This window comes from Sphingomonas endolithica (assembly GCF_025231525.1).
Taxonomy (GTDB): Bacteria; Pseudomonadota; Alphaproteobacteria; order Sphingomonadales; family Sphingomonadaceae; genus Sphingomonas; species Sphingomonas endolithica.
The window spans coordinates 2593679-2614550 of sequence record NZ_CP103057.1 but is presented as its reverse complement, the minus strand read 5'-3'; the positions used below and the strand labels follow the sequence as shown (position 1 = coordinate 2614550).

Here is a 20872-nt window from a genome sequence, read left to right as displayed (position 1 = left end):
CAATGTTTGCCGAGCGCGCGGAGCAGTGGACCCCGGAACAGGTCCAGGGTGACGTCGCTCTGTGCGTCGCGCCAGTCACCGAGCAGCACCGCTTTCTACAACGAGCGCCCGATTAATTCCTTCATGATCTCGTTGGTGCCGCCGAAGATCCGCGTCACCCGCGCTGCGCGCCACGCCCGGGCGATCGGATATTCGTTCATGTATCCGGCGCCGCCATGCAGCTGCAGGCACGCATCCATCACTTCCCATTGCAGGTCGGTATGCCACAGCTTGGCGGCGGCACCCTCCTCGTTGGTCAGTTCGCCCTTCAGGTGCCGCGTGATCGCCCAGTCGAGATGCGCCCAGCCGACCTGCAACTTGGCCTTGAGGTCGGCGAGCACGAAGCGCGTGTTCTGGAAATCGAACACCATCCCGGCAAAGGCTTTGCGCGTCTTGGTGAACTCCACCGTTTCGTCGAACGCCTTCTGCGCCGAAGCCTGCACCGACACCGCGATGCTGAGTCGCTCCTGCGGCAATTGGCTCATCAGGTAGATGAAGCCCTTGCCCTCCTCGCCCAGGCAATTGGTGATCGGCACGCGTACGTCTTCGAAGAACAGCTCGCTGGTGTCGGCCGCATCCTGCCCGATCTTGTCGAGCTTGCGCCCCTTCTTGAATCCATCGCGGTCGCTTTCCACCAGGATGATCGACATGCCCTTCCACGCCGGCTTGGCGTCGGGATCGGTCTTGGCGACGACGAGCGTCAGATCGGTATTCTGGCCGTTGGTAATATACGTCTTCGAACCGTTGATGACGTAATGGTTGCCGTCTTTCCTGGCCGAGGTGCGGATCGCCTGCAGGTCCGATCCCGTGCCCGGCTCGGTCATCGCGATCGCCGTGATCACCTCGCCCGACACCATCCTGGGCAGCCACTCGGCCTTTTGCTCTTCGCTGCCGTAATGCTCGATATAGCCGGCGACGATATCGGATTGCAGCGAGAAGCCGGCCGGCACGCCGTTATACGCCATCTCCTCGTCGACGATCGCATTATAGCCGAAATCCAGGCCCAGCCCGCCATAGGCCTCGGGCACGGTCGGGCACAGCATCCCGATCTCGCCTGCCTTGCGCCAGAAATCCTTCGGCACCAGCCGCGCCTCTTCCCAGGCGTTCACGTGCGGTACGCCTTCCTTCTGCAGGAAGCTGCGCACCGTCTGGCGGAACGCCTCGTGATCCTCGCCGTAAGCGAAGCGGCCGGACACGCTGTCGAGCGACATGGGATAGGTCCTCTCTTGCAACTGTTTTCGCCGGTGTGCGGACGGCTATCGTCGCCGTCAAGCGGGTTGCGCTCGACTCATCGGGCGAGGGGGGTATGCTTGGGCGAAACGAAGGAGAGCGCATGAAACTGGCCAGCCTCAAATCCGGGCGCGACGGATGTCTCGTCGTCGTGTCGACCGATCTCGCCTGGTACGCCGATGCCACCCATATCGTGCCCACGCTGCAGGCGGCGCTCGACGATTGGGATCGGCTGCTGCCGGACCTGCAGAATCTGGCGACCGATCTCGAACACGAGATGATCCCGATGCGCCGCTTCCATGAACATGACGCCGCGGCACCCTTGCCGCGCGCCTATCAATGGGCCGACGGCTCGGCCTATGTGAACCATGTCGCCCTGGTGCGGCAGGCGCGCGCGGCGGAGATGCCGGAGACCTTCTGGCACGATCCGTTGATGTACCAGGGCGGCAGCGACGGCTTCTTGGGGCCACGCGATCCGATCCCCCTCGCCGACGAAAGCTGGGGCGCCGATCTCGAGGCGGAAGTGGTGGTCGTCACCGGCGACGTCCCGCTGGGCGCGACGCGCGATCAGGCGCTGGGCGCGGTACGCCTGGTCGGCCTCACCAACGACGTCAGCTTGCGCAACCTCATCCCCGGCGAACTGGCCAAGGGCTTCGGCTTCTTCCAGTCCAAGCCGGCCAGCGCCTTCTCGCCGGTGTTCGTCACCCCCGATGTGCTGGGCGAGTGGTGGCGGGACGGCAAATTGCACCGCAAGCTGATGGTCGATCTCAACGGCCAGCCGTTCGGCCGCGCCGAGGCGGGCGAGGACATGACGTTCGATTTCGGCACGCTGATCGCGCACGCCGCCAAGACGCGGAAGCTGGGCGCGGGCACGATCATCGGGTCGGGCACCGTCTCCAACCGCGATGCCGATGGCGGCCCGGGCAAGCCGATCGCCGATGGCGGCGTCGGCTATTCCTGCCTCGCCGAAGTGCGCACGGTGGAAACGATCACGAGCGGCCAGGCCGTGACCCCGTTCCTGAAGGCCGGCGACACGGTACGGATCTGGGCCGAGGACGATCGCCACCACCCGATCTTCGGCGTGATCGAACAAACGGTGGAGTAACTATCCTCCCCGGAACGGGGAGGGGGACCGTTCGGCTTCTTAGCCGAATGGTGGAGGGGGCTATCCGCAAACGCCGCGCTAACGGAGATCCCCCTCCGTCATGCTTCGCATGCCACCTCCCCGTGCCGGGGAGGAACAAGGGCACCAATCACCCCCTCGCCATTGCCGTTGAAATTTTATAACAAGGGCCGCACAGTGAGTCCGCGCGTTCAAGCAAGCGGATATTTTGGAGATTTCATGGCCAGCGACCCAGAGCGCGGCACGTCAGCGCGCGCCAACCTGCAGCCATTGTCGCTCTACGTGCCCGAGCCGAAGTTCCGGCCGGGCGACGCGGTCGACTTCAGCGAAGTACACGTGCCGCCCGCCGGCGAGACGCGCCGCCCCGACATCGCCGACAAAGCGAGCACGTTCACCGATCTCGCCTATCAACTGGTCCGCGTGCTGGACGAGGACGGCCAGGCGGTCGGCCCGTGGAACCCGCGGCTCGCGCCCGATACGCTGCGCAACATATTGCGCAGCATGGCACTAGTGCGCGCCTTTGATGAGCGCATGTTCCGCGCGCAGCGCCAGGGCAAGACCAGCTTCTACATGAAGTGCACCGGCGAGGAGGCCGTCGCCGTTCCCGCCGCCTATGCGCTCGATTATGACGACATGTGTTTCCCATCCTACCGCCAGCAGGGCCTGCTGATCGCGCGCGGCTGGTCGATGGTCGACATGATGAACCAGATCTATTCCAACACCGCCGATCGCCTGCAGGGCAAGCAATTGCCGATCATGTATTCGGTCAAGGAAGCCGGCTTCTTCTCGATCTCCGGCAACCTCACCACGCAATATCCCCAGGCCGTGGGTTGGGCGATGGCCAGCGCCGCCAAGGGCGACACGCGCATTGCCGCCACCTGGTGCGGCGAGGGTTCGACCGCGGAAGGCGACTTCCACTCCGCCTGCACCTTTGCCAGCGTATACCGCGCGCCGGTGATCCTGAACGTCGTCAACAATCAATGGGCGATCTCGAGCTTTTCGGGCTTCGCCGGCGCCGAATCGACCACCTTCGCGGCGCGTGCGGTCGGCTATGGCATTGCCGGCCTGCGCGTCGACGGCAACGATGCGCTCGCCGTCTATGCCGCCACCGCCTGGGCGGCGGAGCGCGCACGCACCAACCAGGGACCGACGCTGATCGAGCATTTCACCTATCGCGCCGAAGGCCACTCCACCTCTGACGATCCCGGCCAGTATCGCAGCGAAGGCGAGCCCAATGCCTGGCCGCTCGGCGATCCGATCAAGCGCCTCAAGGACCATCTGATCGCGATCGGCGAGTGGGACGAGGAACGCCACGCCGCGCAGGACAAGGAACTCGCCGACGAGGTGAAGCGCGCGCAAAAGGAAGCCGAACAGAACGGCATTCTCGGCCACGGCCTGCATCAGCCGCTCGACACCCTGTTCGACGGCGTGTTCGAGGACATGCCTTGGCACCTGCGCGAACAGCAGGCGCAGATGGTCGCCGAAGAAACCGCCAGCGGCCGCCCATGGGCGCGCAAGTGATGCGGTCCTTGCGCTCCGCCGTCTTCCCCGCGCAGGCGGGGATCCATCATCTCGGCGGTTGCGGCTCGATCGATGCGATACGCGTATGGATTCCCGCCTGCGCGGGAATGACGGAGTATGTTGGGTGAGTGACGTGACAGCGAACACGGTCCGGCAGGAAGCGGCCGAAGGCGAAGACCAACCCACCACCCGCATGAACATGATCCAGGCGATCAATTCGGCGATGGACGTGATGATGGCGCGCGATCCCGACGTGATCGTCATGGGCGAGGATGTCGGCTATTTCGGCGGCGTGTTCCGCGCCACCGCCGGGCTGCAGCAGAAATACGGCAAGCAGCGCGTGTTCGACACGCCGATCAGCGAGCTCGGCATCATCGGCGTCGCCGTCGGCATGGGCGCCTATGGCCTGCGCCCAGTGCCCGAGATCCAGTTCGCCGATTACATCTACCCCGCGCTCGACCAGCTCGTCTCGGAAGCGGCGCGCTTGCGCTATCGCTCGGCCGGTGAATTCACCGCGCCGATGACGGTGCGTTCGCCCTTCGGCGGCGGCATCTTCGGCGGCCAGACGCACAGCCAGAGCCCGGAGGGCATCTTCACCCACGTCTCGGGCGTGAAGACGGTGATCCCCTCGACCCCATACGACGCCAAGGGCCTGCTGATCGCGGCGATCGAAGACAATGATCCGACGATCTTCTTCGAACCCAAGCGCATCTATAACGGCCCGTTCGACGGCTATTGGGATCGTCCGGCGCAGAATTGGTCGAAGCATCCCGCAGGCGAGGTGCCGACCGGCTATTACAAGGTCGAACTCGGCAAGGCCAAGGTGGTCCGCCCGGGCGAGGCGCTGACCATCCTCGCTTATGGCACGATGGTGCATGTCGCGACCGCGACCGTCGCCGAAGCGGGGATCGATGCCGAGATCATCGATCTGCGCACCTTGGTGCCGCTCGACATCGACACGATCGAGGCATCGGTGAAGAAGACCGGGCGCTGCATGATCGTGCACGAAGCGACCCGCACCAGCGGTTTTGGCGCCGAGCTGTCGGCGATCGTGCAGGAACGCTGCTTCTATCATCTCGAAGCGCCGATCGAGCGCGTCACCGGCTTCGACACGCCCTATCCGCACAGCCTGGAATGGGCCTATTTCCCGGGCCCCGTCCGCATCGGCGAGGCGCTCAAGAAATTGATGAAGGACTAGGCTGGTGGGCCATCCACCCCCGTTCGTGTCGAGCGAAGTCGAGACACGAACGCGGCTCCATGTTTCTCGACTTCGCTCGAAACGGACGGATTTCTGGTAATGGCACGCTTCACCTTCAAGCTCCCCGACATCGGCGAAGGCATTTCCGAGGCGGAAATCGTCGCCTGGCACGTCGCGATCGGTGACCGCGTCGAGGAGGACCAGCAACTCGCCGACATGATGACCGACAAGGCCACGGTCGAGATGGAATCGCCCGTATCGGGCACGATCGTCGAACTGGCCGGGGAGGTCGGCGACCAGGTGTCGATCGGCGCCGCTCTGGTGGTGATCGAGACCGAAGCGGCAGAGTTCTCCGCCGCCGAAGCGCCCGCGCTCGGCCCGGTCACCGACGAGGTAAAGGCCGTCCCGCTGAGCAGCGAGCAACGCGAAGTGGCGGAGCAGTACGAAGCGGAAAATCCGGGGGTGGAGGAAGTCGTTACCTCGAGCCTGGCTCCCGCGTCATCGCCCGACCCCGTTCGTGCTGAGCCTGTCGAAGCACCTGCCCCCGGCGCAACACCCTCGACACGTCCTTCGACAAGCTCGGGACGAACGGAGGAGAGTGCGCCACCGAAAACCCACGCCCTCGCCTCCCCCGCCGTCCGCGCCCGCGCGGCGGACCTCGGCATCGATCTCGCGCACGTAAAGACCGACTCCGATCGCGTCCGCCACGCCGATCTCGACGCCTTCCTCCGCTACGGCCAGGGCCAGGGATACCAGGCCCCTCATGCCAGCAACACGCGCGCGGACGAGGCGGTCAAGGTCATCGGCATGCGCCGCCGCATCGCCGAGAACATGGCCGCGGCCAAGCGCGCGATCCCGCATTTCACTTATGTCGACGAGATTGACGTCACCGCACTCGAGGACATGCGCGCCGATCTCAACGCCAATCGTGGGCAAAGGCCCAAGCTCACCATGCTCCCGCTGATGATCGTCGCGATCTGCAAGGCGATCCCCGCCTTCCCGATGATCAACGCGCGCTATGACGACGAGGCTGGCGTGGTCACCCGCCACGGCGCCATCCATCTCGGCATGGCGACGCAGACCGATGCCGGCCTGATGGTGCCGGTGATCCGCGACGCGCAGGACCGCAACGTCTGGCAGCTCGCCACCGAAATCGGCCGCCTGGCCGAGGCTGCCCGCACCGGCAAGGCGACCAGCGCCGAACTCAGCGGCTCGACGTTGACCGTCACCTCGCTCGGGCCGCTGGGCGGCGTCGCCACCACGCCCGTGATCAACCGTCCTGAAGTCGCGATCATCGGCCCCAACAAGATCGTCGAGCGCCCGATCTTCCGCGGCGACGACATCATCCGCGCCAAGCTCATGAACCTGTCGATCAGCTGCGACCACCGCGTCGTCGATGGCTGGGATGCGGCAAGCTTCGTGCAGGAGCTGAAGAAGTATCTCGAAACGCCAGTCCTGCTGTTCGCCAATTAGAGCGCGCTGACGGAGGATGCCTCCCTCTCCGTTCGTGTCGAGCGCAGTCGAGACACCCAGCGAAGCGCAGGTGCTCGACGGCGCGCCACACGAACGGAGTGATCAGTCCAGAATCCTTACCATTCCAGGCCCGCCAAAAAACGCTGTCCTACAAGCCGACACTCGGCATATCGTGGGCCCATGGAACGAAGCAAGAACGTATCGCCGGCGCTCGCCGCCTGGGTCGCCGCCGGCCATCGCTCGTCACTGCAGCCGGAGGAGCGCCGTCGCCCCGACCAGCTGCCGGCCGACGCTCAGGCCGCGACACGTTCAACCAGCGGGTTGAACGAGGGCGGAAAAACAGCTTCCAACCACAACAGTCTCAACATTGGCGCAGAAATCCGCGCAAATCCGCCGGAACCCTCAACCGATCGGTTGAACGCCCATGTCGCGGCGCTGACGTTCGACCAGTGGGTTGAAGGTCTGAACGCCACCTTCGCCGCGCTCGCCGATCCCTCCCGCTACGTGATGCTGATCATGCTGCGGCAGGGCGAACACAGCATCGGCGCGCTTGCCCGGCCGCACGCGATGAGCTTCGCCGCCGCCGCCAAGCACGTCAAGATGCTCGAACGCGCCGGCCTGATCGAGCGCCGCCGTGTTGGACGGCAACAGCTCTGCTCCCTCCGTCCCGCCCCGCTACGCGACGCCCACCTGGCGCTCGGCCGCTGGCAAGGCTGCTGGAGCGGGGTGCCCGATGCGCCCTGATCGATGCCAGCCCTGTCGCGCCTGTCACCGCCCCCAGCCCTGTCATCTCCACCGTCTTCGTCATCCCCACCTTCTTCGTCATCCCCGCGAAAGCGGGGATCCAGCTTCTTCTCGCCCGCCCATGGCAGGAAGCAAGAATCGCAACGAAGTACGGACAGCCAGAACACGCCGCGGCATAGCCGCGCCGTCGACCGGCGCTACGGCGCCGTCGGCCGATCGCGTAGCTTGAAGCTCGATTTAGCTACGCTAATTCTCGCGCTACGCGATCTCGAACAAGCCCGCCGCGCCCATCCCGCCTGCGGTGCACATCGACACCACGACATAGCGCACGCCGCGCTTGCGCCCCTCGATCAGCGCATGCCCCACCAGCCGCGACCCGGTCATGCCGAACGGATGGCCGACCGCGATCGCGCCTCCATTGACGTTATACTTGTCCGGATCGATGCCGAGATGATCGCGGCAATACAGGCATTGCGAGGCGAACGCTTCGTTCAACTCCCACAAGCCGATATCCGCGACCGACAGCCCGGCGCGCGCGAGCAATTTGGGGATCGCGAACACCGGCCCGATGCCCATCTCGTCCGGCGCGCAGCCCGCGGCCTGGAAACCGCGATAGATGCCAAGGATGTCCTTGCCCTCGGCTTCCGCGGTGCGGCGGTCCATTACGATCTGCGCCGATGCGCCGTCCGACAATTGGCTGGCATTGCCCGCGGTGATGCTGCTCCCCGGCCCGCTGAATTCCCCGCCCGGCCATACCGTTTTCAGGCCTGCCAGCCCCTCTGCCGTGGTGCCGTCGCGAATGCCCTCGTCCTGCGAGAGCGTCACCGTCTCGCTGCCGGTGCGGGTACTGGCCTTGTCGAACAACGCCTTTTCCACGGTGATCGGCGCGACTTCCTCGGCGAACGCCCCCGCCTTCAACCCGGCGACCGCACGTTGTTGGCTCTGCGCACCATAGGCATCCTGCGCCTCGCGGCTGATGCCGTACCGCTCGGCGACGATCTCCGCCGTCTCGATCATCGGGATGTACGCCGCCGGCTCACGCGCGGTGACGGACTGGTTGACGAAGCGCGGCGCCTCCTTGGTGACGGTCAGGCTGATCGACTCCATCCCGCCGGCCAGCGCCACGTCCATTTCGTCGCAGATGATCGAGCGGGCTGCGAGCGCGACGGCGGTCAGGCCCGAGCCGCACTTCCGGTCCAGCGTGAAGGCGGGCACGCTCTGCGGCAGCCCGGCGGCGAACACTGCCATGCGCCCGGCATTGCCGCCCTGCGTGCCATATTGCCCGCCCACGCCCCAGAAGATCTCGTCGATCCGCGCCGGATCGATCCCGGCGCGCTCGACCGCGGCGTTCATCACATGCGCCGCAAGCACCGGCGCCTCGGTGGCGTTGAACGCCCCGCGATACGCCTTGCCGATCGGCGTACGGGCGGTGGCGACGATCGCGGCTTCACGCATGCACTGGGCCTTTCGATAAACGGGTATGGCCCATGCTTATGCTCAGGCCGCCCGTTTGGAAAGACGGTTATCGGCTCCAGCGCGCCCAGATCGCGGTCGGCAGCAGCAGCCCGCGCGCTTCCTCCCGCACCGCAAGTTCCCCCGCCTCGACCGTGCCGCCCAGCCCGCTCAGTGCCTGGCGCAGCAATTCGCCGATCGCCAGTGCCGACATGCGCACCGCATAAACGGTCAGGAACAGGAAGCGCGACTCGTTATCGAGCAATTTGGCCGCGTCGGCGATCAGGCCGGGCAGCCCTTCCTCCAGCTTCCACACTTCGCCGTCCGGTCCGCGACCATATTTGGGCGGGTCCATCAAGATCCCGTCATAGCGCCGCCCGCGCCGCACTTCGCGCGCAACGAACTTGGTCGCATCGTCGGTCATCCAGCGGATCGGCCTGTCCGCCATGCCCGACAGCAACGCATTGGCGCGGGCCGCCTCGACCGACTTCTTGGAGGCATCGACATGCACCATCCGCGCACCTTGCCCGGCCATGGCCAGCGTGCCCACGCCGGTATAGCCGAACAGGTTCATGCATTCCGGCTCCGCCAGATCGGCGACCTGTTCGCGCATCCAGGACCAAACCGGTGCCATGTCGGGGAAGAAGCCGAGATGGCGGAACGGCGTGTTGTGCGCGGTGAAGGTAACGTCGTCCCATGTCAGCGGCCAGCCTTCGCGCGGCACCGGCTGTTGGAACTCCCAGCGTCCGCCGCCATCCTCGTCCGATCCGGGCAGGAACTCGCCATGCGCCTTCCACTCGGCCGAGGCCGGTGCCCACAGCGCCTGTGCCTCCGGCCGAATGAAGCGGAAGCGGCCATAGCGCTCGAGCTTGCGGCCATGGCCCGAGTCGATCAGGCCGTAATCCGCCCAGGGTTCGCCGATAAGGGTCTTCAATTCCATGACGGCCTCAGGCGGACGGAACTGCGCGCTCGGCGATATAGCCGGTCACTGCCTCGAACGTGCCGGGCAGGCTGGCATAGCGTTCCTCGCGGTCGAACAGGTCCCCGATCCGCGCCGGCAATGCCGGCCGCATGCCCGTCGCACGCTCCACCGCGTCGCCGAACTTGGCGGGATGCGCGGTCGCCAGCGTCACGATCGGCATGTCGCCCAGCTCGGCCCGCCGCGCCGCCGCCAGCGCGATCGCCGTATGCGGGTCGATCACCTGTCCCGTGCCGTCGCAGGCCCAGCGCATCGCCAGCGCCATGTCGTCCAGGTCGATCCGGTCGCTGTGCAGCAGGCTCGCCCCGCCGTCGCGCTGCGCGTTGGTTAACCGCATCGCCTTGCTCGCTTCGAAGCCGTGCATCTGCGCAGCGAGGGCATTGCCGTCCCGGCCGCCGAGATCGAACAGCAGCCGCTCGAAGTTGCTCGACACCTGGATGTCCATTGACGGCGCTGGCGTCGGGATGACGGTACCTTGCGAATAATCGCCCTGCGACAGCGCCCGGTGCAGGATGTCGTTGACGTTGGTGGCGACGATCAGCTTGGCGATCGGCAGCCCCATCTTGGCCGCGACATAGCCGGCGAACACGTCGCCGAAATTCCCCGTCGGCACGGAAAAGGCAACCGGCCGCTCCGGCGCCCCCAGGCGGACGGCGGCGTAGAAATAATATACCACCTGCGCCATCAACCGCGCCCAGTTGATCGAATTGACCGCCGACAGCGCGAAGCGGCCGGCAAAATCGCGCGAGTTGAACATCGCCTTCACCAGCGCCTGGCAATCGTCGAAGCTGGCGCCTTCCAGCGCGATGTTGTGGATGTTGGGCGCGAGCACCGTGGTCATCTGCCGCCGCTGCACGTCGGACACGCGGCCCTTGGGGTGGAGCATGAACACATCCACGCCGGCGCGGCCCGCCAGCGCATCGATCGCCGCCGAGCCGGTATCGCCGGAGGTTGCGCCGACCACGGTCAGGTGCTTGTTCGTGCCCGACAGGAAGCGCTCGAACAGCAGCCCAAGCAATTGCAGCGCCACGTCCTTAAACGCCAGTGTCGGACCGTGGAACAGCTCGAGCAACCAATGCGTGCCGTCGAGCTGCACCAGCGGCGTGACCGCGGCATGGCTGAAGCGGCCATAAGCCTCGGTGCACAGCGTGCGCAGGTCGTCGCGCGTCAGCGTGCCCTCGACGAACGGCGCCATCACCTCGACCGCGGTATCGACATAGGACATCCCCCGCATCTTCGCGATCTGCTCGGTCGACAGCGTCGGCCAGCTTTCGGGCATGTACAGCCCGCCATCGCTGGCAAGGCCGGTCAGCGTGACCGCCTGGAAGTCGAGGATCGGCGCCGTGCCGCGGGTACTGATGTAGCGCATCATCTGCGACTAGCGGCCGGGCGGCGTGTCGGCAACCTCGCGCCTGGGTACGACGGTGACGGCAGGGGTCGCTTTCAAGCGGTGGCGCACCGCTACCGTATAGAAGATCCCGGCCAGCGCGGCGAAGATGAACCATTGTACCGCATAGGCCAAGTGATTGTTGGGCACGGCCGACAGATCTGGCGCCGGGTTGGCGGACAGGCCGGGCGCGGGGGCGTCCGTCACCAGCATCAGCGTCTTGGGGTGCGCCATGCCGATCAGCGCCAGGATCAATGGCTGATCGTCCGGCGCGTGCGTGATGTAGCCGCTGACCCTGCCACCCTTCCAGTCGGGCGTACCCCGCGGCTGGGCAGAGAGGCCGACCTGCACGGTCATCGCCGATCCTGCGGCACCGGCGCGGCACTGCGCAATCTGGCGCCAGCCGGTATTCCCCTGGGCGTTGCGGCCGGATCGCTCGTGCCAGGCAGTGGGCTCGAGGCATGTCGCCACCGCCTTGCGGAACAGCAATGTGTCGCCGACGGGATTCTGGGGAAAGGCGATCGGCGGCAGGACGATGTTGGCGGCATATTGCGCCAGCAGCGCTTCCTTCTCGGATCGACGCTGCAGCTGCCAGAAACCCAAGCCGATCATGATCGCAATGGCCAGCACGACGACGATCGTCGCGACGATGGGGGCGCGCTTCACGTATCGGTGTCCTCGTCGGCGACGATGCGGCCCTGCCGCGCGGCGTTGCGGTATTCGGCGGCGATCAGCGCACCCTTGGCGGCGCGCAGCATCAGCACGACGCCGGCCGCCGTGACCGGTATCCAGATCAGCATGTGCAGCCAGAGCGGCGGATGCAGCGTCAGCTCCAGCGCGATCGCCGCCGCCGTCACGATCGTACCCAGGATCAGCGTCAGGAAGGCGGCCGGGCCATCGCCGACATTGAAGCTGCTGAAATCGAGCCCGCACTGGCTGCAACTCGGCGCGAATCGCGCCATGCCGGCGAACAGCGTCTTGGCCCCGCAGCGCGGGCATAGCCCGCCCAGTGCCACCTGCGCGGGCGTTGGCGCATCCGCCGCTGCCCGCTCAGGCTCCATCAACCGGCGTGGACGGGTGCGCCCCAGCCGCCCCAGACATAGATCGTCACGAACAGGAACAACCAGACCACGTCGACGAAGTGCCAGTACCAGGCGGCTGCCTCGAAGCCGAAATGCTGCCTCGGCGTGAAATCGCCCTTATAGGCGCGCACCAGGCAGACGGTCAGGAAGATCGTGCCGATCAGCACGTGGAAACCGTGGAAGCCGGTCGCCATGAAGAAGGAGGCACCATAGTTGATGCCCTTGAACGGGAACGGCGCGTGCGCATACTCATACGCCTGGATCGAGCTGAACAGCACACCCAGGATGATCGTCAGCCACAGGCCCTTGAGCACGCCATCGCGGTTGCCGACACCCAACAGGCCCCAGGCCCCGGTCTTCTCCCCGCCACGCTGGCCATGGATCAGCGCATGGTGCGCCCAGGTCACGGTCGTGCCCGAGGTCAGCAGGATCAGCGTGTTGAGCAGGGGGAATTCGAAGGCATTGATGACTTCGAGGCCCTTGGGCGGCCAGGTCGCGGCACCGGCCGCGGCATTGGTGATCAGCCCGGGCACGCCGTCGAGCAGTTCGACGGGGGCGGGAAACAGCGAGAAATCGAAGAACGCCCAGAACCAGCCGACGAAGAACATGACTTCCGAGGCGATGAACAGGATCATGCCGTAGCGCAGGTGCAACTGCACCACCGGCGTGTGATCGCCGTGGCGTGCCTCGCGCACGACGTCGGCCCACCACGAATACATCGTGAACAGCACGCCTGCGAGACCCGCGAAGAAGATCCAGCCGCCGCCATTGGCGTTCTGCGCCCCGGTGTGGCCGCCGTGCATCCACATGATGCCGCCGACCGCCATGACCAGCGCCGACATGGAGCCGACCAGCGGCCACACGCTGGGCGGAAGGATGTGGTAATCGTGGTTCTTGGCGCCGGCCATCGTCGGTCCCCTATTTCAGGCTGTTTGGATCGCTCTAGCTTGCCGTCTTGCCGGAATCCACCGGGTAAAACGTGTAGCTGAGCGTGATCGTCCTGATGTCCTTGGCGTCGTCGTCGGCCATGATCTTGGGATCGACGAAGAAGATCACCGGCATGCGCGCGGTCTCACCGGGCTGCAGCGTCTGCTGCGTGAAGCAGAAGCACTGGATCTTGGTGAAATACTTGCCCGCCTGGGCCGGCGTGACGTTGAACGTCGCGGTGCCGGTGACTGGCTTGGTGCTGGTGTTGGTGGCGGTAAAGAACACCATGTCGCGTGCGCCGATATCGACCGTCTCGGACGGGTTTTCGGGGGCGAACTTCCAGGGCAGCTTGGCGCTGACGTTGGTGTCAAAATCGATCCGCATCTTGCCATCGACGGCGCCTGGCGCCTCGGTCCCGCGCTGCGTCGTGCCGTTCAGGCCGGTCGCCTGGCAGAACATGCGGTATAGCGGCACGCTGGCCCAGGCGAGCCCGGTCATGAAGCAGATGCCGAGCACCAGGAAGAAGGCGGTGCGCCCCGTCCGAGGCAGAGGCGCGGTCGTCAATGCGGCATTCCCGCCCTGATCTTGCTGATCGTGATCGCGAACACCAGGATGACGAAGGCGCCGAGGATCAGCCCCATGACGAGCGCGCGCGAGCGCTGGCGGGCGCGGATCATGTCGTCGTTCGGGGTCGGGTCTTGCATGTGCGTCAGATCCAGCGGTCGGCAACGAGCGCGCCGAACAGAATGAAGAGATAGAGGATCGAATAAGCGAACAGGCGCTTTTCCGGTCGCATGGCATCGTTCGCCTGCGTCGTGCGGGTAGCGACCTGCAACGCCATGCCGGCGAACACGGCGGTGGTGATCGCCACCGTCCAGCCATAGATCGCACCGCTGAGCCCCAGCGCCCAGGGGGCAAGGGCGGCAACCGCCATCGGGATCGTGTAGAGCCCGATCTGCGTCCGCGTGGTGCGCTCGCCCGATACGACCGGCAGCATCGGCACGCCGGCGGCGGCGTAATCCGTCTTCATGAACAAGGCGAGCGCCCAGAAATGCGGCGGCGTCCACAGGAACACCAATGCAAACAGCAGGATCGGCAGCGTCGCGACATCGCCGGTCGCCGCCGCCCAGCCGATCAGCGGCGGGAATGCCCCCGCGGCACCGCCGATGACGATGTTCTGCGGCGTGCGGCGCTTCAGCCAGACGGTGTAGACCAAGACGTAGAACAGGATCGACACCGCCAGGATCGCGGCGGCGACGAGGTTGAGCGCCAGCCCCATCAGCAACACCGAGAAGACGCCCAAGCCGACCCCGAAATGCAGCGCCGAACCGCGCTCCATCCGACCGGCGGGGAGCGGGCGGCCCTGCGTGCGCTTCATCTTGGCGTCGAGATCGGCCTCATACCATTGGTTGAGTGCCCCAGCCGCACCCGCGCCCAGGGCAATGCACAGGATGGCGGTGAAGCCGAGCACGGGATCGATCAGCACCGGCGCGGCGAGCATGCCGCACAGCCCGGTGAACACCACCAGCGTCATCACGCGCGGCTTGGTCAGCGCAAGGAAATCGCGCCAGTCGGCGGGGAGGGGGAGAGTCGCAGCGGCCATGGTTGCCGCGGCTATAGGCCTATGGAAGCGTTGGGGAAAGGGCAGGCGATCCGTTCGTCACCTGCCCCCTTTTCTTCCCCGGCGAACGCCGGGGTCCAGTGGGGAAGGTTCGAGTAACGGCACGCTGCGCCCGTCACCTTCTGGTCCGCGACTGGACCCCGGCGCTCGCCGGGGAGGTATGAGGGCGCTACCGGCTATACGCCTTCGGCAACGCGCCTTCCTGCGGTACGCTATAGCGATCGCGCAGCTCGATCTGGCGCGAGCGCATCGGCTGCGCCAGGCCATCGATATAGACGGCGAGCGGCGCAGAGGAGAGTTCGAGCGGGTCGCCGTCCCAGATCACCACATCGGCACGGCGGCCGGGGCGCAGCGAGCCGATCTCCCCGTCCATGCCCAGCGCCTGTGCCGGCCTGGACGAGACGGTCGCGAAAGCCTGGCCCCAATTCAGCCCAGTGGCACCCGGCACGCGCGCGATCGCCACCAGATTCCCGGCATATTGCTTCAGCACATGCTCGCCGGGCGCCGTGTTGGCGCCGACGGTCGAAATCGCCACGGGCACGCCCGCCGCGGTCATCCGGCCGACGTTCGACTCGGTCGCGCCCAGCGCCTCGAAGCTTGCCGGCAGATCGGCCAAGGCCGCGGCGATGACGCCGACGCGGGCCGCGGCGATCTCGGGCGCCACCATCCAGCCTTCGCGGACCCCGACCAGCACCAGCTTGAGCGCCGGATATTGCTGCTTGAGCGCCAGTACCGAGCGGATGTCGCTGGCGCGCTCGACATGGACGAACAGCGGCATCGTGCCGTCGAGCACCGGCAGCAATGCCTGTGCGTCGGCGCGCTTCAACAGCGATTCTTTCTCTCGTCCGCCGAAGGCCGCCGGGTTGCGCCGATAATCCTGCGCCTGCGCCAGCGCATCGTGCAGCATGGCATAGGCCGCCGGGCGGCTGCCGCCGGCTTCCTGCGCGCCGTCCTCACCAAGCTCGACATATTGGAAAGCGCGTGCGCGGGTGATCGGATTAGCATCGGCGCCGAGATCGATCACCGCACCACGCCCGGCAAAGATCGACTGGCCGGTCGAAGGCGACACGATCGCGCGCGTGATCCCCCCGGCGCGTTCGTTGCCGATCTCCACCGCCTGCGGGTTGATCGCCGGCGCGATGTCGATCGAGGCGTTGAACGGCGAGGTGCTGGCGCTGGCATCGTTGCTCTCGCTGACGCCCTCGGCATCGACCAGCCCCAGATTGGTGAAGCCGGCGACCATGCCCGCCGCGACCCACTTGCCGGTGGCGTCGATCACCGTCGCACCCGCCGGTACGGCAATGCCGGCGCCTGCCGCGACGATGCGGCCGTCGCGCATCACCACGGTGCCGCGCTCGATCGGCTGCGAACCGTCACCGATCGCCACGGTGCCGCCGGTGATGGCAACGGTCTGTGCACTCACCGGCGCGGCAAGCGCGGCGCCGAGCGCGGTGAGCGAGAGGAACAGGGCCTTCATTTCACGTCTCCCGATCCCGGCTGGCCTAGTTCGAAGTCGGACACCGGGCGAAGCCGCGGGTTGGTCGCATCGTAGAGCAAGGCGCCATCGATCCAGACCTTTTCCGGCCGCGTGTAGACGCTCAGCGGATTGCCGTTCCACAGCACCACGTCCGCCATCTTGCCGGGCTTCAGGCTGCCCGTGCGATCGGCGATGCCGAGCGCCCGGGCCGGGTTGATGCTCAGCCATTCCCAGGCCTGCGCATCCGGAATGTCGATCCCGGCGCGCCGCCCGGAGGCCTGCGCCTTGGCCACTTCCTGGTTGAGCCGCTGGATGCCGTTCTCGTCATCCGAATGGATCATGCCGCAGGCGCCGGCCTTTTGCAGCAAGGCGAGGTTCTCGCCGATGCCGTCGAAGCTCTCCATCTTGAAGCCGTACCAATCCGCCCACACCGCGGCGCAGGTATTGTTGGCCTTCAGGATATCGGCGATCTTGTACGCCTCCACCGCGTGGTGGAACGCGGTGACGTGGTAGCCGAACTCCTTGGCCATATCCATGACGATGGCCATCTCGTCGGCGCGGTAGCAATGGTTCTGCACCAGGATCTCGCCCTCCAGCACGCCGCGCAGCGTATCCATAGCGATGTTGCGTTCGGGGGCGTCCCCGCCGTCCTTCTCGTATTTGTCCCACTTGCGCTTGTAGGCGACGGCCTGCGCCCAAGTCGCACGATCGACCGCGATATTGCCCATCCGCGTCGAAGGCTTGGTGTTGCGGCTGCCATAGACGCGCTTGGGGTTCTCGCCGCATGCCATCTTCAGGCCGTACGGGGCGCCGGGGAACTTCATCGCCTGCACGGTGCGGGCATAGACGTTCTTCAGCACGACCGATCGGCCGCCGAACAGATTGGCCGATCCCGGCAGGATCTGCAGCGTGGTGACGCCGCCATTGGCGAGCGCCCGCCCGAAACCCGGATCCTGCGGCCAGACGCTGTGTTCCGCCCAGACATCGGCGGTGACCGGGCTGGTCGCCTCGTTGCCGTCGGAATGCGCCTGCACCTGGGGGCTCGGATAATCGCCGAGATGGCTGTGGATGTCGATCACGCCGGGCGTGACCCATTTGCCGGTGCCGTCGATCACCGTAGCGCCGGCGGGCGCATCGAGTGTCTGGCCGAGCGCGAGGATCTTGCCGTCGGCGAACAGCACGCTGCCGCCGTCGATGCGGCCGCCTTCGCCGTCATAAATGGTGACGTTGCGCACCAGCGTGGGGGCGCCGGGATAGACGTGATAGGTGCTGGGATAGGGATCGTGCGCATAGCCGTGGCCGGCGCCGCTCGCCGCCTGCTTGTCGCGGGGTGCCTTAGAGGAGGCGCCCTGCGGCGGCGTAGAGTCCGTCGCGCATGCGGCCAGCGCCAGCGCGCTCGCGGCCGCCGTCAGGCCGCGGATCATGGTCTTGTGGTTCATCTTGGCAGCCCCCGTTTTGCCGCAGTCTAAGGGCTAGGTCGCTTCCGGTTCAAGCGCTTGCTGCACCGTATCACCAATTCTTATTTCCCGGCGAAGGCCGGGGCCAGTCGCGGCACAGACGCGGTGTAGCGCAGCGTCCGTTACATCCACCTTCGCGACTGGGCCCCCGCCCCCGCCGGGGACACGGCCGTCCCACAACGAAAAACGCCCCGACTTCCATCGGGGCGCTTTCGTTTCTTGGTTGGCGTGATGCGGGGGGAACCCCGCATCGTCAGTCCCGGCGATAGCGGGGCTGGCCGGCCGTTCGCCTCGCTCCGGCTCAGTCGATCCGCGGCAGGGTCTCGAACTGATGGTACGGCGGTGGCGAGGACAGGGTCCATTCCAGCGTCGTGGCGCCTTCGCCCCAAGGATTGTCGCCGACCTTCTTGCCCGCGAATAGCGACCAGAACAGGTTGACGAAGAAGATCAGCATGCCCGCCGCCATGATCATGTAGCCGACGCTGGCGACCCAGTTCCAGTGCGCCAGACCATCGGTATAGTCGGGCATGCGGCGCGGCTGGCTCTGCAGCCCCAGGAAGTGCATCGGGAAGAACATCACATTCACGCCGATGAAGAACACCCAGAAGTGCGCTTGGCCCAGGAACTCGTTGTACATCCGGCCGGACATCTTCGGGAACCAGTAATAGAAGCCAGCGAACAGCGAGAAGACGGCACCCAGCGACAGCACGTAGTGGAAGTGCGCCACCACGTAGTACGTGTCCTGCATGTAATCGTCGACGCCGCCATTGGCGAGCACGACACCGGTCACGCCGCCGACGGTGAACATGAAGATGAAGCCGATCGCCCAGACCATCGGGGTCTTGAAGCTCATCGATCCGCCCCACATCGTCGCGATCCACGAGAAGATCTTGATGCCGGTCGGCACCGCGATGACCATCGTCGCGGCGGTGAAGTACATCTTGGTGTTTACGCTGAGGCCCGTCGTGAACATGTGGTGCGCCCACACGACGAAGCCGACCACGCCGATCGCGACCATCGCGTAGGCCATGCCGAGATAGCCGAACACCGGCTTCTTGGAGAAGGTCGAGATGATCTGGCTGACGATGCCGAAGCCCGGCAGGATCATGATGTACACTTCGGGATGGCCGAAGAACCAGAACAGATGCTGGTACAGCACGGGATCGCCGCCGCCCGCCGGATCGAAGAAAGTGGTGCCGAAGTTACGATCCGTCAGCAGCATGGTGATGGCGGCCGCCAGCACCGGCAGCGCCAGCAGCAGCAGGAACGCGGTGACCAGCACCGACCACACGAACAGCGGCATCTTGTGCAGCGTCATGCCGGGGGCGCGCATGTTGAAGATCGTGGTGATGAAGTTGATCGCCCCCAGGATCGACGATGCGCCGGCCAGATGCAGCGCCAGGATCGCCATGTCGGTCGACGGCCCCGGCTCACCATAAGTCGATAGCGGCGCGTACAGCGTCCAGCCATTTCCAGCGCCGCCGAAGAAGGGCGAGGCGAGCAGCAGCGTGAAGGCCGGCACGAGCAGCCAGAACGACACGTTGTTCATGCGCGGGAACGCCATGTCCGGCGCGCCGATCATGATCGGCACGAACCAGTTGCCAAAGCCCCCGATCATCGCCGGCATGACCATGAAGAACACCATGATCAGGCCGTGCGCCGTGACCATCACGTTCCACAGGTGCAGCGACTCATCGAGGCTGACGGTGCCGCCATGCAGGAACGACGCCCAGTAACCGAGATACTGGATGTGCGGCTCGGCCAGCTCGGCACGCATCAGGCCCGATACGGCGCCACCGATAATCCCCGCGCAGATCGCGAAGATCAGGTAGAGCGTGCCGATGTCCTTGTGGTTGGTCGACATGAACCAACGCGCGAAGAAGCTCGGCTTGTGATCGGCGTCATGGGCGTGATCATGCGCGTCGGCATGCGCCTGGAACGCGGACGGTTGCGCGGTCGGGTTTAGGGCGATATCGGTCATGGCTTACTGTCCGGTGCCGGCGCCGGCGGGATTGCCCGTGGCACCTTGAGTCGTTGCAGGGGGAGTGATGACGGTCGTGTTGTCGGCCGGGCCCGTGGTGTTGCTGGCCGGCGCTGCGGCAGCACCGGCAGCGGCCGGGGCAAGCGCGGCGGGCGCGGTCGAGGGCGCTGCCCCCTTCACGCTGCCGCCCTTGGCGATCACCCAGGCGTTATACTGCGCCAGCGGCACGGCCTCGACCGCGATCGGCATGTAATTGTGCCGCGCGCCGCACAGCTCCGAACATTGGCCGAAATACACGCCAGGCCGCTCGATCGTGAAGCTCGTCTCGTTCAGGCGGCCGGGAATGGCGTCGAGCTTGATCCAGAAGGCGGGGACCGCCCAGCTGTGGATCACGTCGTTGGCGGTGGTGATCAGGCGGATCGGCACACCGACCGGCAGCACGATGCGATTGTCGGTAGCGAGCAGTCGCGGGCCGTCGGCATCGGTGCGGACGCGCTCGCCGGGGGCGGCCTGGTCCTTTTCCTTCAGCATGTTGGCGGTGACTTCGAAGCCGCCATTGTCGGGATATTGATAGGACCAATACCATTGGTTGCCGATCGCCTTCAGCGTGATCGCATTGGCGGGCGCGGGCTTGAACTGCGCCTGCAGCAGGCCGATCGACGGCACCGCGAGCAGCACCAGGATGACGACCGGCGCCAGCGTCCAGATCACCTCGATGACCGTGTTGTGGCTCGTCTTGGAGGCGACCGGGTGGGCCGCACGGCGATAGCGCAGGACTACCCAGAACAGCAACGCGAGCACCAGCAGCGACACCACGGTGATCACCGGGATCAGGATATTGTCGTGGAAGCTGTGCGCGCGCTGGCCGTTCTTGGTGACCTGCGGCTGGATGCCGATGCTGCCGTCGACCGGCATGCCGATGCCCGGCGTGGGCGCGATCTTGTAGGCGCCGTCCTGTGCCAGTGCGGGATTGTTCGAGGCCGGAGCAGCGGCTGGAGCAGCGGCAGCCGGTGCCGGCGCGACCGTGGTCAGGGCAGGCGCGGTGATCGCCGGTGCAACAGGCGGCGTGGCGGCGTAACCGGCACCGGCCATCAGCAGGCCGGCTGCGATCGCGATCGATTTGAACCCCGTCATACGCATCGTCGTCGTTACCCCTGGCGTCGCGCCGCCTTTGGGCAGCA

At 66.1% G+C, this 20872-nt stretch carries 19 protein-coding genes; 5 read left to right on the top strand and 14 right to left on the bottom strand.

The window, feature by feature from the left end:
* Positions 1-95: 95 nt before the first annotated feature.
* Positions 96-1250 carry an acyl-CoA dehydrogenase family protein gene (locus NV382_RS12265; RefSeq protein ID WP_260597023.1) on the bottom strand — a complete coding sequence of 385 codons (1155 nt, stop codon included), beginning with the start codon at positions 1248-1250 and terminating at the stop codon, positions 96-98.
* Positions 1251-1372: 122 nt separating this feature from the next.
* Here NV382_RS12265 and NV382_RS12260 point away from each other — a divergent pair, with 122 nt between their 5' ends.
* The 5 genes from NV382_RS12260 (at position 1373) to NV382_RS12240 (ending at position 7328) form a co-directional block, all read left to right on the top strand.
* Positions 1373-2374 (top strand): fumarylacetoacetate hydrolase family protein, encoded by a 1002-nt coding sequence (locus NV382_RS12260; protein ID WP_260597022.1) that lies wholly within the window; start codon positions 1373-1375, stop codon positions 2372-2374.
* Positions 2375-2611: 237 nt separating this feature from the next.
* Positions 2612-3913, top strand: coding sequence for a 3-methyl-2-oxobutanoate dehydrogenase (2-methylpropanoyl-transferring) subunit alpha (locus tag NV382_RS12255; RefSeq protein ID WP_260597021.1), 1302 nt, complete (start codon positions 2612-2614; stop codon positions 3911-3913).
* Between the two features lie 193 nt (positions 3914-4106).
* Positions 4107-5111 carry an alpha-ketoacid dehydrogenase subunit beta gene (locus NV382_RS12250; RefSeq protein ID WP_260600402.1) on the top strand — a complete coding sequence of 335 codons (1005 nt, stop codon included), beginning with the start codon at positions 4107-4109 and terminating at the stop codon, positions 5109-5111.
* 99 nt (positions 5112-5210) lie between these two features.
* Positions 5211-6584: a dihydrolipoamide acetyltransferase family protein gene (locus tag NV382_RS12245; RefSeq protein ID WP_260597020.1), complete on the top strand. Its 1374-nt coding sequence runs from the start codon at positions 5211-5213 to the stop codon at positions 6582-6584.
* Positions 6585-6764: 180 nt separating this feature from the next.
* Positions 6765-7328 carry an ArsR/SmtB family transcription factor gene (locus NV382_RS12240; protein WP_260597019.1) on the top strand — a complete coding sequence of 188 codons (564 nt, stop codon included), beginning with the start codon at positions 6765-6767 and terminating at the stop codon, positions 7326-7328.
* Between the two features lie 258 nt (positions 7329-7586).
* Here NV382_RS12240 and NV382_RS12235 read toward each other — a convergent pair whose 3' ends face one another.
* The 13 genes from NV382_RS12235 to coxB form a co-directional block, all read right to left on the bottom strand.
* Positions 7587-8783: an acetyl-CoA C-acyltransferase gene (locus tag NV382_RS12235; protein WP_260597018.1), complete on the bottom strand. Its 1197-nt coding sequence runs from the start codon at positions 8781-8783 to the stop codon at positions 7587-7589.
* 67 nt (positions 8784-8850) lie between these two features.
* Entirely contained in the window at positions 8851-9720 is an 870-nt protein-coding gene (locus NV382_RS12230; protein WP_260597017.1) for a class I SAM-dependent methyltransferase, read from the bottom strand.
* A gap of 7 nt (positions 9721-9727) precedes the next feature.
* On the bottom strand, positions 9728-11128 hold the full coding sequence (thrC, locus tag NV382_RS12225) for a threonine synthase (RefSeq protein ID WP_260597016.1): 1401 nt from the start codon (positions 11126-11128) through the stop codon (positions 9728-9730).
* 9 nt (positions 11129-11137) lie between these two features.
* A complete protein-coding gene (locus NV382_RS12220; RefSeq protein ID WP_260597015.1) occupies positions 11138-11812 on the bottom strand; it encodes an SURF1 family protein in 675 nt (224 codons plus the stop codon).
* The gene (locus NV382_RS12215; RefSeq protein WP_260597014.1) at positions 11809-12207 is read right to left on the bottom strand and encodes a DUF983 domain-containing protein; all 399 of its coding nucleotides are present in this window, start codon (positions 12205-12207) and stop codon (positions 11809-11811) included. Before NV382_RS12215 ends, NV382_RS12220 begins: the two co-directional genes overlap by 4 nt.
* Positions 12207-13136: a cytochrome c oxidase subunit 3 gene (locus NV382_RS12210; RefSeq protein WP_260597013.1), complete on the bottom strand. Its 930-nt coding sequence runs from the start codon at positions 13134-13136 to the stop codon at positions 12207-12209. The genes NV382_RS12215 and NV382_RS12210 overlap by 1 nt, the downstream gene beginning before the upstream one ends.
* 34 nt (positions 13137-13170) lie before the next feature.
* Complete coding sequence (locus NV382_RS12205) at positions 13171-13653, bottom strand: cytochrome c oxidase assembly protein (RefSeq protein WP_260600401.1); 483 nt, start codon at positions 13651-13653, stop codon at positions 13171-13173.
* A gap of 62 nt (positions 13654-13715) precedes the next feature.
* On the bottom strand, positions 13716-13859 hold the full coding sequence (locus NV382_RS12200) for a hypothetical protein (protein ID WP_260597012.1): 144 nt from the start codon (positions 13857-13859) through the stop codon (positions 13716-13718).
* Between the two features lie 5 nt (positions 13860-13864).
* A complete protein-coding gene (locus NV382_RS12195; RefSeq protein ID WP_260597011.1) occupies positions 13865-14758 on the bottom strand; it encodes a heme o synthase in 894 nt (297 codons plus the stop codon).
* Positions 14759-14945: 187 nt separating this feature from the next.
* Complete coding sequence (locus tag NV382_RS12190; protein ID WP_260597010.1) at positions 14946-16253, bottom strand: amidohydrolase family protein; 1308 nt, start codon at positions 16251-16253, stop codon at positions 14946-14948.
* Positions 16250-17692: an amidohydrolase gene (locus NV382_RS12185; RefSeq protein WP_418066692.1), complete on the bottom strand. Its 1443-nt coding sequence runs from the start codon at positions 17690-17692 to the stop codon at positions 16250-16252. The genes NV382_RS12190 and NV382_RS12185 overlap by 4 nt, the downstream gene beginning before the upstream one ends.
* Positions 17693-18011: 319 nt before the next feature.
* Entirely contained in the window at positions 18012-19691 is a 1680-nt protein-coding gene (gene ctaD, locus NV382_RS12180; RefSeq protein ID WP_260597009.1) for a cytochrome c oxidase subunit I, read from the bottom strand.
* A gap of 3 nt (positions 19692-19694) precedes the next feature.
* A complete protein-coding gene (gene coxB / locus NV382_RS12175; protein ID WP_418066691.1) occupies positions 19695-20831 on the bottom strand; it encodes a cytochrome c oxidase subunit II in 1137 nt (378 codons plus the stop codon).
* Positions 20832-20872 lie beyond the last annotated feature (41 nt).

Bases quoted from the DNA above. Each gene is read 5' to 3' on its own strand.
- NV382_RS12265 (WP_260597023.1), bottom strand. From the start codon at position 1,250: ATGTCGCTCGACAGCGTGTCCGGCCGCTTCGCTTACGGCGAGGATCAC.
- NV382_RS12260 (WP_260597022.1), top strand. From the start codon at position 1,373: ATGAAACTGGCCAGCCTCAAATCCGGGCGCGACGGATGTCTCGTCGTC.
- NV382_RS12255 (WP_260597021.1), top strand. From the start codon at position 2,612: ATGGCCAGCGACCCAGAGCGCGGCACGTCAGCGCGCGCCAACCTGCAG.
- NV382_RS12250 (WP_260600402.1), top strand. From the start codon at position 4,107: ATGAACATGATCCAGGCGATCAATTCGGCGATGGACGTGATGATGGCG.
- NV382_RS12245 (WP_260597020.1), top strand. From the start codon at position 5,211: ATGGCACGCTTCACCTTCAAGCTCCCCGACATCGGCGAAGGCATTTCC.
- NV382_RS12240 (WP_260597019.1), top strand. From the start codon at position 6,765: ATGGAACGAAGCAAGAACGTATCGCCGGCGCTCGCCGCCTGGGTCGCC.
- NV382_RS12235 (WP_260597018.1), bottom strand. From the start codon at position 8,783: ATGCGTGAAGCCGCGATCGTCGCCACCGCCCGTACGCCGATCGGCAAG.
- NV382_RS12230 (WP_260597017.1), bottom strand. From the start codon at position 9,720: ATGGAATTGAAGACCCTTATCGGCGAACCCTGGGCGGATTACGGCCTG.
- thrC (WP_260597016.1), bottom strand. From the start codon at position 11,128: ATGCGCTACATCAGTACCCGCGGCACGGCGCCGATCCTCGACTTCCAG.
- NV382_RS12215 (WP_260597014.1), bottom strand. From the start codon at position 12,207: ATGGAGCCTGAGCGGGCAGCGGCGGATGCGCCAACGCCCGCGCAGGTG.
- NV382_RS12210 (WP_260597013.1), bottom strand. From the start codon at position 13,136: ATGGCCGGCGCCAAGAACCACGATTACCACATCCTTCCGCCCAGCGTG.
- NV382_RS12205 (WP_260600401.1), bottom strand. From the start codon at position 13,653: ATGACCGGGCTCGCCTGGGCCAGCGTGCCGCTATACCGCATGTTCTGC.
- NV382_RS12200 (WP_260597012.1), bottom strand. From the start codon at position 13,859: ATGCAAGACCCGACCCCGAACGACGACATGATCCGCGCCCGCCAGCGC.
- NV382_RS12195 (WP_260597011.1), bottom strand. From the start codon at position 14,758: ATGGCCGCTGCGACTCTCCCCCTCCCCGCCGACTGGCGCGATTTCCTT.
- NV382_RS12190 (WP_260597010.1), bottom strand. From the start codon at position 16,253: ATGAAGGCCCTGTTCCTCTCGCTCACCGCGCTCGGCGCCGCGCTTGCC.
- NV382_RS12185 (WP_418066692.1), bottom strand. From the start codon at position 17,692: ATGAACCACAAGACCATGATCCGCGGCCTGACGGCGGCCGCGAGCGCG.
- ctaD (WP_260597009.1), bottom strand. From the start codon at position 19,691: ATGACCGATATCGCCCTAAACCCGACCGCGCAACCGTCCGCGTTCCAG.
- coxB (WP_418066691.1), bottom strand. From the start codon at position 20,831: ATGCGTATGACGGGGTTCAAATCGATCGCGATCGCAGCCGGCCTGCTG.